This window comes from Bradyrhizobium sp. GW821-FHT13H06, assembly GCF_058803975.1.
In genome coordinates this window covers 314,645-326,860 of the sequence record NZ_JBXAPN010000006.1, presented here as the reverse complement: position 1 = coordinate 326,860, position 12,216 = coordinate 314,645, and the positions used below count along the sequence as shown (strand labels likewise).

Here is a 12,216-nt window from a genome sequence, read left to right as displayed (position 1 = left end):
AATGGCAAAGGCGCCTCAAGCCGCGGGACTCCACCGCGCCTCACTGACGAAGCTGCACGATCTGGATGCGGCGCTCGAGCTCATGTATTACGGCTGGCGCGGGATGACGCTGGAGGCCGACGCATATCTTGCGAAGCAGGGCCTGTCGCGTCCGCACCATCGTATCCTCTACGTGGTGGCGCGCCGGCCCGACATCGCGATCGGCGCGCTGATCGAGATCCTCGGCATTTCCAAGCAAGCCCTCAACCGGCCGCTCAATCTGCTGGTGGAGCGCAAGCTCCTGACGTCGAAGCGTTCGCCCGAGCAGCACCGCTCGAAATTGCTGCGCCTGACGGAGGCGGGGCGGCGCGTCGAGCAGCGGGCCTCCGACCACGAGCGCAAGGTGCTGCGCGAGGCGTTCGATCGCGTCGGGGCGTCGGGTGCGGCCGGGTGGATGGGCGTGATGGAGGCGATCGCCGACAACAACTGACGGAATTCTCAGGTCAACATGATTGACATGAGGCGCGGGCTTTGCCACTTTCCCGGCCAGGGAGGATCCGTGTCATGAGCGGACAGGCAATGAGCCGCGCGACTGCCGAAGGCTTTGTCGCGGCGTGGTGCGCGAATTGGTGCAGGGTCGACATCGACGCGGTCGTCGCGCATTTCGCCGACGATGCGCAGATGCGCAGCCCTCTCGCTCTCACACTGACGGGTTCTCCTGTCGTCACCGGCGCCGAGAACATCCGCGCCTACTGGCGGAAGGCCTATGGCCACGTCGAGCGCGCCGACCTGAAGATCCTGAGCTGGAGCTGGGACGAGGCGATCGCGCGCCTGACGGTGTGGTGGCAGCTGGGCGACACGCGCGCCAGCGAATTCATGGATTTCGACGATGCCGGCCGCGTCGTGCGCAGCGAAGCCTTCTATGGAAAATGACGATGCACGTTTCTGATCTCGTCCTGCTTCTCAACACGCTCTGGTTCGTCGGCGCCTTCATCCAGTTCAGCATCGCGCAAGCCAACACGTTGAAGATCCTGCTGCCGCGGGAAGAGCGCAGCAATCCGATCGCGCCGACCCTGGCGGCCAGCGTGGCGTTCCTGGGCGGGATGAATCTGCCGCTCGGGCTCCTGTCGCTCTATCTTCTGGCTGCCCGTCCATCCTTCTTCCAGCCGAGCGAAGCGCAGCTCGCGCTGTTCCTGTTCTTCGCCGCCTGCCATTTCAGCCAGTTCGTCTATAACGTTCCAGTGCTGATGCGCGGAGGCCGCGTCGGGGTGGCCTACTGGCCCGTGTTGAAGGGCCCGATGCTCCGGATCTTCGTCATCGACGCGGTCCTGTTCGCGGCAAATCTCGGCGTGGCGCTCCAGCTCGCGATCGGCTCCTGATCTACCGCGACGGCTCCGAGAGGGCGGCCCGCAGCATCGCAGCAAGATCCTTGCGCCGGAACGGCTTGGTCAGAATGCGGGCGTCGCCGATCTGGTCGGGCGTCCTGACGGGACTCTGGCTGTAGCCGGAGGTGAAGAGAACCTTGAGACCAGGCCGCAGGCCGGTTGCCTGCTTCGCCAGCTCCGGTCCGAACATGCCGCCGGGCATCACGACATCAGTGAACAGCAACTGGATGTCTCCGGGCTGGCGCAGCACATCCAGCGCCGCCGGCCCGTTCGATGTCGCGATGACGCGATAGCCGAGCGACTTCAGCTCGTTCTCGACATAGGCTCGCACCATGTCGTCGTCCTCAACGACGAGAATCGTCTCGTATCCGTCCGGTGCGGTGACCTGCTCTGCCGGCAGCGGTTCCTCATTCGGCGGCGTCGCGAGGCGGGGAAAGAACAGCCTGACGACGCTGCCTTGATCCGGTTCGGATTGCATTTGCACAAGTCCGCCGGATTGTCGCGCAAACCCGTAGACCATGCTGAGGCCGAGGCCGGTCCCTTTGCCGACCTCCTTGGTGGTGAAGAACGGTTCGAACGCGCGTCCCAACACCTCGCGGCTCATGCCGGTCCCCGTATCCTTCACGGCCAGCATCACGTAGTCGCCTGGCCGCGGCTCGCCGTTGACGTCGAGGTCGGATTCACCGAGCGAGATGTTTCGTACCTCGACCATCAGCTTGCCGCCGTCGGGCATCGCATCGCGCGCGTTGAGCACGAGGTTGAGCACGGCCGTCGCCAATTGGCTGGGATCGACGCTGGCGAGCCATAGATCCGGCGCGAGCGTGAAGCTGCAGTCGATGTGCTCGCCCAGGGTCCGCCGCAGAAGCTGCTTCATGCCGGTCACCTGCTCGGCGATGTCGATCTCTCGCGGTCGCAGCGGCTGCTTGCGTGCGAAGGCGAGCAGGCTCCGCGTCAGGTCGGAGCCGCGCTCGGCGGCGGTCGCAATGTCGTCGGCGATCCGCTGCAATCCCTTGTTGCCCGCAAGCCTGTCGGCGAGGTGCTCCGAGTTGCCGAGAATGACGGTCAGGAGATTGTTGAAATCGTGCGCCACGCCGCCGGTGAGCTGGCCCATGGCTTCCATCTTCTGGGACTGGCTGAGCTTGTGGCTGAGATCCGCGATGGCGGCGCGCTGCTGCTCGAGCGATTCGGCCGTGCTGTTGAGCAGGGTCATCAATCCGCCGAGTTCGCCGCCCGGGTGGGGATCCGGAATGCGCGCGCTGAGATCGCCGTGCCCGAGACTCTTGGCCATGGCGGCGAGCCGTCCGACCTGGCGCCCGACGCTCACGGTCGCAAGGATCCAGACACCGGCGAGCAACAGCAGCGAAGCCACCGCAAGGATTGCCATGTCCTCCAGCAGCCGGCGATTGGCCGCCGCCACCAGTCCGTCCTTGGATCGTCCGACCAGGACATAGAGGCCGGCCTTGCGGATCGAAGGTGAGCGGGCAACGGCCCAGATCTGTGTGCGGCCCTCGCGGTCGCTCACCTCGCGAAACGGCTCGCGATCGGGCGCTGCCGCAAAGCGGAACAGGTCGGAACCTGCAATGGATCCGCCGACGGGCTCGCTCCAGCCGCCGCCTTTGGGGGCGACCAGCACTGCACCCTTGGCGTCGATCAGCAGGATGTCCTTCTCGGCGAGCAGCCGCTTGTCGTGAAATTCTGCGAACTTGTTGAGGTTGAACGACGCGAGCAGCACGAATTTCAGCGCACCCGCCTCCGATCGCACGGGATAGGCGATCTGCAGCACCGATAGTCCGGTGAGCCGGCCGAACACCGGCTCCACTGCGACGACGCCATGAAGACCCTTCACCTGCTTGAAATAGCCGCGGTCATTCAGGTCGAGCGAGCGGTTGGTCCGCAGCGAGTCGCAGAACAGACTTCCGTCGGGATCGATGGTCAGGATGCCCGTGAACTGCGGATATTCTTCGCGGACATCAGACAGGAATGCCGAGCACGCCGCCTTGTCGCGCGTGTCGAGATCGCGGGCACGGGCGAGCCCATAATGAAGCTGGGCGGTGCCCTTGATCTTCTCGTCCAAATCGCCCGCGATGTCGTCGGCGGATGCGACCAGATTGGCCAGCGCCGCGTCGATCTCACTGGCCCGGTTCTGCACAAAACGGAGCCCGACCAGGATCGCCGGCACCAGCATGGCCGCGATGACGAGAATCAGTAACCGGGTACGCAGGCTCATCGGTGGGCGATCGGCTCTCAGGCGAGGGTGCTCGGAGGTACAATTTGAGGCACGATCATCTGCCCCGTCCATAGTCATCGCCGCGAATATCGCACGAAAGGCCAAGATTTCGCATTGCGATCATCGTCTCGTCGCCGCTCTCTTCGCGCCGGCCGGCATCAAGTTGCGCGTCCGCGCGGCGGCGCTAATATCGCGGCAAGCGCGCAACGAAAAATCGCGCCGGTTTACGGAGGAAGCTGATGTCCATCTCGGGCAAGGTCGATCCGGTGGTGCGTCCCGTGGCGGGGACCGACATCGCCGAGGCGCTGGTCGAAGGCCTGCGCGACTTCCAGGCGCTGCCTCTTTACGGTGTCTGCTTCGGCGCGCTCTACGCCGCCGGCGGCATCGCCATCATGCTCTGCCTCACCGCCTTCGGCATGGTCTATCTGGTCTATCCTCTTGCCGCGGGTTTTGCGCTGATCGGACCGTTCGTGGCAATTGGCCTCTACGAAATCAGCCGCCGCCGCGAGCGCGGCGAGCCGGTCTCATTCGGTGCGATCTGGTCGGCGATCCGTTCGCGCAGCGAGATCGGCTGGATGGCCTTCGTGACGCTGTTCGTGTTCGTGGTCTGGATGTACCAGGTGCGGCTCCTGATCGCGCTGCTGCTCGGCCTCAATGCCTCGTTCTCGAGCTTGCAGGAGTTCATGACGGTGGTGCTGACGACCAACGAGGGCCTGCTGTTCCTCGGCATCGGCAACGCGGTCGGTGCCGTGCTGTCGCTGATCCTGTTCTCGCTGACCGTGGTGTCGTTCCCGCTGCTGCTCGATCGCGACGTCGATTTCGTCACGGCCATGGTGACGAGCGTACGTGCCGTCGTCGCGAGCCCGCTGCCGATGATCTCGTGGGCCGCGCTGATCGTGATGCTGCTGATCGTCTCGGCGCTGCCCTACTTTCTCGGGCTGATCGTGACGCTGCCGGTGCTTGGGCATGCGACCTGGCATCTCTACCGGCGGCTGGTGGCGCCGGTCGCCTGAGAGGGAGCCGGTTGCAACGGTCAGGCGCTCACGCGCTTGCGGAATTTCGCCCGGCGCGCCTTGTCCCTGCCAAGCAGAGCGCAGCGGGCGCGTCCTCCATCAGGGAACCTCGTCGGTCCAGACCTTGAAATTGACCAGAGTATTCGGACCGAAGGTCTGGGTGATCGGGACGTCTGCGGCATCGCGTCCCTGCGCGATCAGCACGCGGCCGATTCGCGGTGTGTTGTTGCGGGGATCGAACATGCGCCAGCTTCCTCCGATGAACGCCTCGAACCAGGCAGCGAAGTCTCCTGGAGGCCATGGCTGCGGTGTGCCGATGTCACTGAGATAGCCGGTGCAGTAACGCGCCGGGATGTTCATGCAGCGGCAGAGCGTGATGGCGAGATGGGCATAGTCGCGGCAAACGCCCTTGCCTTCCTCGTAGGCTTCGCGTGCCGTCTTGGTTGCGCGCGCGTGCTCATAGCCGAATGTGATGTGGCGATGAACGAAATCGCAGATCGCCTGGACCCGCGCCCAGCCCGGCGGCGTCTTCTCGAACAACTTCCATGCGATATCCGTCAGGTGATCGGTGTCGCAATAGCGACTGCCCAGCAGATAGACGAGCGTGTCGGTCGGCAGCGCTTCGACGGCATGCTGAAACGCGTCTGGGAACGCGGGGTCGGGCAAGCCGCTGTCGCGAATGACGCCGTCGGCGGCAAGGCGGAAGGCGCCCGGCGGAGCCACGATGCGGCTGCACCAATTGCCGAAGAGGTCGCGATAGGGACTAATGGTCACCGGGGGGCTGGTGGTGAGCAAGTCGGGCACGATGACATCGGAGGCGCGCGTGAAATGCGTGCCCAACACCATGATCATAGGCGTCGGCTGCGGGAACTCGTACAGCATCTCGAACCCGACGCGGAGCTTCATGCGGTACGTTCCCTTGGCTGCGCCTTTAACATGGCTACGAAGCGGTCGGGCACAAGACTTCGCCGGCATTGTTTCGCTCGGGCGATGCATCTGGCGCACAAAGGCGCGTGCGGGCGAGAAATCGATAGCTAATTGCAGTGAAAGCGCGCACGGTGCGGCAACGTTCGAATGGCTGTCGCTTCTGCTAACACGCAGTTCCTCGACCGTGCGCGGGCGACCTGAGATGGCTCAGTCCCCGCACCGGTGGAGCGAGCACATCGCGACGCCGTAGGGGCGGTCGTTTTGTGCATTGCCCGTTTCGGCGGAGCCGCCTGCTGCATTGCCTGAAACGTCACCGCGGTTCGATTTGAGGTCGAACGCCAACCGAAAGCACCAGATGCAAATTCTCTCTCCACGGCAGGTCAAGACGGACGAAGCGCTCCGGCTCGGAGTTGAGTCCGGCTGGTACGCGATCAAGGTCAGCGGGACCTTTGTCTCGGGCCCGCACGAGTCGGAAGCGGATTGCCGTCGCAAGATCGACGAGATTCACCCGCCGCTGACCAAGAAGCGATGAGCAGGCGGAGTCCGGCCGCTACGGTATCTTGATCCCCATCGCCTTCAATGCTTCCAGCATCCTGACTGGCGGCGACATCTTGATCTGCGGCGCCTTGCCCGTCTCCAGCAGGCTCTTCAGCCCCGACAGGATCGCGGGCCAACCGGTGCGGCCGCCTGAGAGGATGTCTTCGCTGAGTTGACGATCATGACGCTGGCTCAGGGTGAGGCGGACGGCCTCGCCGGCGGGCTCGATCTCGTAGGTGACGAGCGTGGTGCCGAGTTTCTCGACGAGGCCGGGCCAGTTGACGTTCCAGGTCACCGTCAGCCTCTTGGGCGGATCGTATTCGAAGACTTTGCCCGAGATGTGCTCCGATCCGTCCGGCGCGTGCACGACGAACGTGCCACCGAGCCGGGGCTCCATCTCCACCGCGAACCCGGAAAAGTACTCCCGGCTGAACTCGGCCGACGTCAGGGCCTGCCACACCTTCTCCGGCGTGGAGGCGATGTAGATTGTGTAGACGGTGAGCGGCTTGAACTGGTCGAGATCCATCGCGCATCAATCCTTTGTTGAGCAGGCTTATTCCTCGCGCTTCTCCAATTGACGTTTCAATTCGCTGAGCGCAGCGAGCTTGCCGCGTTCGAATTTCTTGATCCAGCGTTCGCCGATCTGATGGATGGGCACGGGGTTGAGGTAGTGCAGCTTCTCGCGGCCATGTCTGATGGTCGTGACCAGATTGGCCTTCTCCAGAATGACAAGGTGCTTGGCAACGGCCTGACGCGTCATCGCGAGGCCCTCGCAGAGTTCGTTCAGTGTCTGGCCGTTCCTGGCGTGAAGCCTGTCCAGCAGCGACCGTCGCGACCCATCGGCGAGCGCTCTGAAGACTTCATCCATGGTTGCGCATAATTGGCAACCGAATAGTTGCATGTCAAGATGCCGTTCTTGGCGCGCCTGATCGGCTGCGAGCGGGGCGAGGAACGAGCAAGCTTCCGTTCCCGCCTCCGCCATGCATAAATGCGCGCAAACCGCAGCGAGTCCTCCCATGATGTCCATGCAAGCCTATCTCGCCTTCGTCGCCGCCTGTATCGCGCTGGCGCTGCTGCCGGGGCCGATCGTCACGCTCGTCATCGCCAACGGCCTGCGCCACGGCACGCGCGCGGCGCTCACCAACGTTGCCGGCGCGCAAGCGGGCCTTGCCATCGTGATCGGCATCGTCGCGGTCGGCCTGACCTCGCTGATGGCGACGATGGGCTATTGGTTCGACTGGGTGCGCTTTGCCGGCGCCGCCTATCTGATCTGGCTCGGCATCAGGCTGATCTGGGCGCCGGTCGAGGGCGTCGATCTCGAGGCGCCGCCACCGCCGCCGCGCGGCGGCTTCTTCCTGCAGGGATTCCTGGTGCTGCTGTCGAACCCCAAGGTGCTGGTGTTCTTCGGCGCCTTCATTCCGCAGTTCATGGACATGAACCAGCCGCACTTTCCGCAAGTCGCGCTGCTGGGCGCCACCTTCATGGTGACGGCGGTAATGACCGATGCGCTCTACGCCATCGCCGCCGGCCGCGCCCGAAAATTCTTCTCGGCACGCCGCACGCGGATGATGTCGCGCGTCTCCGGCGGCTTCATGATCGGCGGCGGCATCTGGCTGGCGCTGACACGGGCGAAGTGAGCATCACGCCATTCCGTCCTTGCGCAGCGTGGCTGCGATCTCGCGCAGGATCCGCGCCAGCCGCTCGGCCCATTGCTGCTGGCCGGTCTCGCCGGTGATCAGGTCCTGGCGGATTTCGAGGCCGGTGTTGATCAGCCCGCGCGCCTCGCCGTGGACGGGGATGGTGTAGTCGGTGGCGTCGCTCACCGCATAAGGCTGGTTGTCGCCGACGACGAGGCCGCTCTCGCCCCGCAGGTGCTGCAGCATCAGCCGCGGCAGCACGGTGTCGCGGTGATAGAGCGTGCCGATGTGCCAGGGCCGCGGATCGCCGTGATAGACGGGCGTGAAGCTGTGCAACGCCACCAGCACCGTCGGCTTGCCCGCCCGCCCGCGCGCATCGATCGCCGCGCCGATCCGGCCGTGATAGGGATCGAAGATCTCGCGCCGGCGCATCTCCTTGGCGGCAGCCGATAGATTTTCATTGCCGGGGATCACGGTCGCCTCGGAGATCACAGGGATCGAGCTCGCGGCGCCCGGCGGGCGATTGCAGTCAATCACGAGGCGTGAATAGCGCTGCGCGATGAGATGCGCATCCAGCATGTGCGCGAGCCGCTCGGCGACACCGGCGATGCCGACGTCCCAGGCGATGTGCCTGACAAGCTCGCTTTCCGCGAGGCCGAGATCGCCGAGCGCGCGCGGCAGCACCCGTCCGTAATGATCCGCGGTGAGCAGGAAGGGAGATGCGCCTGCCGCATTCACCTCATGCACGGGCGGAATGTCGCCCTCGCCGAGCAGTTGGTCGGTCGCCTCGGCTGTGTCGAAAGCCATCCTGATTTGCCTATGGAAGAACAACGTGTGTAAACGGATTAACGGTATCGCGCCGTCGTCGCAACGTTGGAACACCATGAGCTCCGATCGCCTCTTCGTCTACGGCACCCTGATGCGGGGCTTCGACCATCCGATGGCGCGGCTGCTCGCGGGCCACGCGGAGTTTCTGGGCGAGGCGACCTGCCGCGGCCGGCTCGTCCTGGTGAAGCACTATCCGGGATTGCTGCTCTCCGACGCGCCGACGGACATCGTCCATGGCGAGCTCTTCCGCCTGCGCGTGCCCGACGAGCTCCTGCGCGAGCTCGACATGTACGAAGCCTGCGGCGAGGGGTTTCCAGAGCCGACCGAATATCTGCGCCAGTTGGTCGATGTGACGCGCGCCGGCGGCGCCACCGAGAAGGCCTGGACCTACGTCTACAACTGGCCCGTCACCGGTCTGCCGCACATCGAGTCGGGCCGCTTCCTCGAGCATTAGTATGTTGCGCATGATCTTGTCGGCGAACCGCTGCACGCTTTGCGGCCAGCGCGGCCTTGGGGTCCGGATCTTGCTCTAGGCCGACAGCACTTCCTTCACCATGCGCACGTCGACCTCGCGCTCGACATAGGTCCACTCCTCGGTCTGCCTGAGCATTGCCACCAGCTCCTCGAACAGTGCGGCGTCCGCGGGAGCGAATTCGAACCAGGTGAGAAAGTCGAAGGGCCCGCCGAGGTCGCGGCAGTGATAGAGCTGGCGCGCAATCGCCGGCAGGAAACGCAGGCTGCTCGCGATGTGATGCGACTTGTCCTCGAAGATCCTGCGGCGCTCTTCCTGCGTCAGCTCCCACCAGGCCTGCGACTTGCGGATCGGAATCAGCGCAGCGCTGGTTGCCTCGATGCGGCCGAGGCCGGCCTGCACGGCGACGAGCTGCTGCTTTTCGGACCGCTCGGTGTAGCGCAGGCTGCTCGCAACGCCGACCAGCCGCCAGGCATTGCGCGAGGGCACCAGCGGCAGCGACACGGCCTCGCTGTCGGTGACCGACAGCGCCGGCACGAAGGGCAGGGGCTCGCCCGTCACTGGCGAAATCGAGGTGATGCGCCAGCCCCCGCTGTGGCCGCCTCGAAACGTCCTGAACATGAGGCTATGGAAGCGTGGAACCAGGGCGGATTCAAGCTTTTCCAGTCATTCCGGGGCGATGCGTAGCATCGAACCCGGAATCTCGAGATTCTCAGGTGCGCAATTGCGCACCGTAGTTCGCCCTGCGGGCGCCCCGGAATGACCGGAAGGAAGGCAGGCTGTGAACAGCGCGTATAAGCCCGACAAACCTGACTTCTGGCCAGCCCGCACCTATATCCCTGATCCTTCGCCCGACTCACCCGGTTTCGCGCTAGACACAGCCCATGCGCTTCACGCCCCAGTTCCTCGACGAGCTTCGTGCCCGGCTTTCGGTCTCCGAAGTCGTGGGCAAGCGCGTCAAGCTGAAGAAGGCGGGGCGGGAGTGGAAGGGGCTGTCGCCGTTCCAGCAGGAGAAGACGCCGTCCTTCTACGTCAACGACCAGAAGGGTTTTTATCACGACTTCTCCTCCGGCAAGCACGGCGACATCATCACCTTCGTGATGGAGACCGACGGCCTGCCGTTCGCCGAGGCCGTCGAGCGGCTCGCCAACATGGCGGGCCTGCCGCTGCCGGCGGTGACTCCTGATGCGGCGCGGCACGAGCAGCGGCGCAAGTCGCTGCATGACGTCATGGACCTCGCGGCGAAGTTTTTCGCGGAGACGCTGGCCTCGCGGCTCGGCGCCAAGGCGCGCGGCTACCTTGCCGACCGCGCCATCTCGCCGGCGACGCAATTGCAGTTCCGCCTCGGCTATGCCCCGCCCGACCGCTTCGCGCTGAAGGAGCATCTTGGCAAGCTCGGCATCTCCGTCGACGACATGGTCGAGACCGGCCTGTTGATCGGCGGTGACGACATCCCCGTGCCGTACGACCGCTTCCGCGATCGGGTGATGTTTCCGATCACGGATCTGCGCGGCCGCGTCATCGCATTCGGCGGACGCGCGCTGGAGAAGGACGTTCCGGCAAAATACCTGAACTCGCCGGAGACGCCGCTCTTCCACAAGGGCGACAATCTCTACAATCACCAGACCGCGCGCAAAGCCACGCATGACGGCAGCGCTCTGATCGTGGTCGAAGGCTATGTCGACGTCATCGCCATGGTCACCGCGGGCTTTGCAGGTGCGGTCGCGCCGCTCGGCACCGCGCTGACCGAAAGCCAGCTCGCGCTGCTCTGGAAGATGGCGGACGAGCCGATCCTCTGCTTCGATGGCGACCGCGCCGGACAGAAGGCGGCTTATCGTGCCGCCGACCTCGCGCTGCCGTTCCTCAGCCCCGGCAAGAGCCTGCGCTTCGCGCTGCTGCCTGAGGGGCAGGACCCCGACGATCTCGTGCGCTCCGGCGGGCGCGGCGCGATCGAGGAGGTGATCGGAGCTGCCCGTCCGCTCGCCGACATGATCTGGTCGCGCGAGCTCGAAGGCGGCAATTTCGCCACGCCCGAGCGCCGCGCTGCGCTGGAAGCGCGCATTAAGGAGCTCACGAACGGCATCCGTGACGAGGTGGTGCGGCGCTATTATCGCGACGAGTTCGTCGAGCGGCTGCAGCGCACCTTCGCGCCCGAAGGTGGGCGCGGCTTTGGCGGCCGGGGCAATTTCCGCTCCGGCGGTGGCCGGCCGTTCCAGCCGAGGGCAGGGGGAAGCGCGAATCGATTCGGCGGCCAGGGGTTTGGCGGCCAAGGATTTGGCGGCGGTCGCCGCGGCGCCCCCGGCCCGACCCCGCTCCCGTCCGGTCCCTACCAGGCGGCGAGCCCCCAGCTGGCGGCAAGCCCGATCATGAAGGGCCAGCGCAGCGCCATGTCCCGCCGGGAAGCCCTGATCCTGCAATGTCTGATCAACCACCCCTGGCTGCTGCATGAGCACCTCGAGGAGGTCGCCGCCCTGGAGCTGGCCCATCCCGAGGCCCATAAGCTCCGGGCCGGCATCATCGCCGCCTTCGCCAACGACCACCACCACTTGCCGGAACCCGGCGAGCTGGCCGAAAAGATGCGCAGCGATCTCGAACGGGGCGGATTTTCGCAAGCTCTTCAAAGGGTTGAGAACGGCATCACGACCCAGGCGGTGTGGGGTGCCCGCGAAGGCGCGGCGCGGGATGACGTTCTTGCGACTTGGCACCAGCTCGTTGTCTTGCATCGGCAATGGCATTCACTACTTAGGGAGCTGAAGGACGCCGAGCTGGCCTTGGGGGAGGACCCCAGCGAGGCCAATTTGGCGTGGCTGCGTGACGTCAAGGCCCGGATGGCCGAGGTCGACGGCACCGAGGCCCTGATCGAGGGTTTTGGCGAATTGTCGGGCCGGCTTCAGAAGAGTGTGTGAAAGAATCATGCGGACGGCCGGGGCCGGAACCGCTAAAAGACTCGCCAAATCCAAGGTTTGGCGGCAGAAACAGGGTTAATCGAGGCTTAACGGTCTTGTAGCACTTTGGCCCAGAGGCGGCCGCAGGCAGAACAGACGCGTCAGGAATGAATCCGCGCAATCGCTGTTGGCACTACACCTGCATCCGCCGCGACAAAGAGGCTGACGAAGCGTTAGGCAATTCCGGCGAGAGAAAGTTGGGGGTGGCGAGAGGTTTGTGCGCCGCCCTTTCCGTGTCGAGAGCTGCCGAAGCGAGAGCGTCGAGC

14 protein-coding genes are annotated in these 12,216 nt (G+C 65.0%); 8 read left to right on the top strand and 6 right to left on the bottom strand.

Annotated elements, in window-relative coordinates:
- The first annotated feature begins 1 nt into the window (after window position 1).
- From AC1RQP_RS25435 to AC1RQP_RS25425, 3 genes are all read left to right on the top strand, one after another.
- Entirely contained in the window at window positions 2-469 is a 468-nt protein-coding gene (locus AC1RQP_RS25435; protein ID WP_492939058.1) for a MarR family winged helix-turn-helix transcriptional regulator, read from the top strand.
- A gap of 74 nt (window positions 470-543) precedes the next feature.
- Window positions 544-912: a nuclear transport factor 2 family protein gene (locus AC1RQP_RS25430; RefSeq protein ID WP_492939055.1), complete on the top strand. Its 369-nt coding sequence runs from the start codon at window positions 544-546 to the stop codon at window positions 910-912.
- Window positions 913-914: 2 nt separating this feature from the next.
- A complete protein-coding gene (locus AC1RQP_RS25425) occupies window positions 915-1,358 on the top strand; it encodes a hypothetical protein (protein WP_492939053.1) in 444 nt (147 codons plus the stop codon).
- Between the two features lies 1 nt (window position 1,359).
- Here the strand turns inward: AC1RQP_RS25425 and AC1RQP_RS25420 are convergent, their stop codons facing one another.
- Window positions 1,360-3,591 (bottom strand): ATP-binding protein, encoded by a 2,232-nt coding sequence (locus tag AC1RQP_RS25420; RefSeq protein WP_492939051.1) that lies wholly within the window; start codon window positions 3,589-3,591, stop codon window positions 1,360-1,362.
- Window positions 3,592-3,830: 239 nt separating this feature from the next.
- On the opposite strand from AC1RQP_RS25420, the gene AC1RQP_RS25415 reads away from it, so the two are divergent.
- Window positions 3,831-4,604: a DUF2189 domain-containing protein gene (locus AC1RQP_RS25415; protein ID WP_239621407.1), complete on the top strand. Its 774-nt coding sequence runs from the start codon at window positions 3,831-3,833 to the stop codon at window positions 4,602-4,604.
- 99 nt (window positions 4,605-4,703) lie between these two features.
- On the opposite strand, the gene AC1RQP_RS25410 is transcribed toward AC1RQP_RS25415, so the two are convergent.
- Window positions 4,704-5,510 carry a transglutaminase-like domain-containing protein gene (locus tag AC1RQP_RS25410; protein ID WP_239621408.1) on the bottom strand — a complete coding sequence of 269 codons (807 nt, stop codon included), beginning with the start codon at window positions 5,508-5,510 and terminating at the stop codon, window positions 4,704-4,706.
- Window positions 5,511-5,886: 376 nt separating this feature from the next.
- Here AC1RQP_RS25410 and AC1RQP_RS25405 point away from each other — a divergent pair, with 376 nt between their 5' ends.
- Window positions 5,887-6,063 carry a hypothetical protein gene (locus tag AC1RQP_RS25405; RefSeq protein WP_194391648.1) on the top strand — a complete coding sequence of 59 codons (177 nt, stop codon included), beginning with the start codon at window positions 5,887-5,889 and terminating at the stop codon, window positions 6,061-6,063.
- Between the two features lie 18 nt (window positions 6,064-6,081).
- Here the strand turns inward: AC1RQP_RS25405 and AC1RQP_RS25400 are convergent, their stop codons facing one another.
- Together AC1RQP_RS25400 and AC1RQP_RS25395 are read right to left on the bottom strand one after the other, a co-directional pair.
- The gene (locus tag AC1RQP_RS25400) at window positions 6,082-6,594 is read right to left on the bottom strand and encodes an SRPBCC family protein (protein WP_492939048.1); all 513 of its coding nucleotides are present in this window, start codon (window positions 6,592-6,594) and stop codon (window positions 6,082-6,084) included.
- Window positions 6,595-6,621: 27 nt separating this feature from the next.
- Window positions 6,622-6,936 carry an ArsR/SmtB family transcription factor gene (locus AC1RQP_RS25395; RefSeq protein WP_028178721.1) on the bottom strand — a complete coding sequence of 105 codons (315 nt, stop codon included), beginning with the start codon at window positions 6,934-6,936 and terminating at the stop codon, window positions 6,622-6,624.
- Between the two features lie 148 nt (window positions 6,937-7,084).
- On the opposite strand from AC1RQP_RS25395, the gene AC1RQP_RS25390 reads away from it, so the two are divergent.
- Window positions 7,085-7,705 carry a LysE family translocator gene (locus tag AC1RQP_RS25390; protein ID WP_239621412.1) on the top strand — a complete coding sequence of 207 codons (621 nt, stop codon included), beginning with the start codon at window positions 7,085-7,087 and terminating at the stop codon, window positions 7,703-7,705.
- A gap of 3 nt (window positions 7,706-7,708) precedes the next feature.
- Here AC1RQP_RS25390 and AC1RQP_RS25385 read toward each other — a convergent pair whose 3' ends face one another.
- Complete coding sequence (locus AC1RQP_RS25385) at window positions 7,709-8,512, bottom strand: N-formylglutamate amidohydrolase (protein WP_492939046.1); 804 nt, start codon at window positions 8,510-8,512, stop codon at window positions 7,709-7,711.
- A gap of 76 nt (window positions 8,513-8,588) precedes the next feature.
- On the opposite strand from AC1RQP_RS25385, the gene AC1RQP_RS25380 reads away from it, so the two are divergent.
- Complete coding sequence (locus AC1RQP_RS25380; RefSeq protein WP_239621415.1) at window positions 8,589-8,987, top strand: gamma-glutamylcyclotransferase family protein; 399 nt, start codon at window positions 8,589-8,591, stop codon at window positions 8,985-8,987.
- Between the two features lie 75 nt (window positions 8,988-9,062).
- Here the strand turns inward: AC1RQP_RS25380 and AC1RQP_RS25375 are convergent, their stop codons facing one another.
- Entirely contained in the window at window positions 9,063-9,626 is a 564-nt protein-coding gene (locus AC1RQP_RS25375; RefSeq protein WP_239621416.1) for a chlorite dismutase family protein, read from the bottom strand.
- A gap of 263 nt (window positions 9,627-9,889) precedes the next feature.
- On the opposite strand from AC1RQP_RS25375, the gene dnaG reads away from it, so the two are divergent.
- A complete protein-coding gene (gene dnaG, locus AC1RQP_RS25370; RefSeq protein ID WP_492939044.1) occupies window positions 9,890-11,911 on the top strand; it encodes a DNA primase in 2,022 nt (673 codons plus the stop codon).
- Window positions 11,912-12,216 lie beyond the last annotated feature (305 nt).

What these genes read in the sequence shown, in the direction of transcription:
- AC1RQP_RS25435 (WP_492939058.1), top strand. Translation starts at nt 2, where the DNA reads ATGGCAAAGGCGCCTCAAGCCGCGGGACTCCACCGCGCCTCACTGACG.
- AC1RQP_RS25430 (WP_492939055.1), top strand. Translation starts at nt 544, where the DNA reads ATGAGCGGACAGGCAATGAGCCGCGCGACTGCCGAAGGCTTTGTCGCG.
- AC1RQP_RS25425 (WP_492939053.1), top strand. Translation starts at nt 915, where the DNA reads ATGCACGTTTCTGATCTCGTCCTGCTTCTCAACACGCTCTGGTTCGTC.
- AC1RQP_RS25420 (WP_492939051.1), bottom strand. Translation starts at nt 3,591, where the DNA reads ATGAGCCTGCGTACCCGGTTACTGATTCTCGTCATCGCGGCCATGCTG.
- AC1RQP_RS25415 (WP_239621407.1), top strand. Translation starts at nt 3,831, where the DNA reads ATGTCCATCTCGGGCAAGGTCGATCCGGTGGTGCGTCCCGTGGCGGGG.
- AC1RQP_RS25410 (WP_239621408.1), bottom strand. Translation starts at nt 5,510, where the DNA reads ATGAAGCTCCGCGTCGGGTTCGAGATGCTGTACGAGTTCCCGCAGCCG.
- AC1RQP_RS25405 (WP_194391648.1), top strand. Translation starts at nt 5,887, where the DNA reads ATGCAAATTCTCTCTCCACGGCAGGTCAAGACGGACGAAGCGCTCCGG.
- AC1RQP_RS25400 (WP_492939048.1), bottom strand. Translation starts at nt 6,594, where the DNA reads ATGGATCTCGACCAGTTCAAGCCGCTCACCGTCTACACAATCTACATC.
- AC1RQP_RS25395 (WP_028178721.1), bottom strand. Translation starts at nt 6,936, where the DNA reads ATGGATGAAGTCTTCAGAGCGCTCGCCGATGGGTCGCGACGGTCGCTG.
- AC1RQP_RS25390 (WP_239621412.1), top strand. Translation starts at nt 7,085, where the DNA reads ATGATGTCCATGCAAGCCTATCTCGCCTTCGTCGCCGCCTGTATCGCG.
- AC1RQP_RS25385 (WP_492939046.1), bottom strand. Translation starts at nt 8,512, where the DNA reads ATGGCTTTCGACACAGCCGAGGCGACCGACCAACTGCTCGGCGAGGGC.
- AC1RQP_RS25380 (WP_239621415.1), top strand. Translation starts at nt 8,589, where the DNA reads ATGAGCTCCGATCGCCTCTTCGTCTACGGCACCCTGATGCGGGGCTTC.
- AC1RQP_RS25375 (WP_239621416.1), bottom strand. Translation starts at nt 9,626, where the DNA reads ATGTTCAGGACGTTTCGAGGCGGCCACAGCGGGGGCTGGCGCATCACC.
- dnaG (WP_492939044.1), top strand. Translation starts at nt 9,890, where the DNA reads ATGCGCTTCACGCCCCAGTTCCTCGACGAGCTTCGTGCCCGGCTTTCG.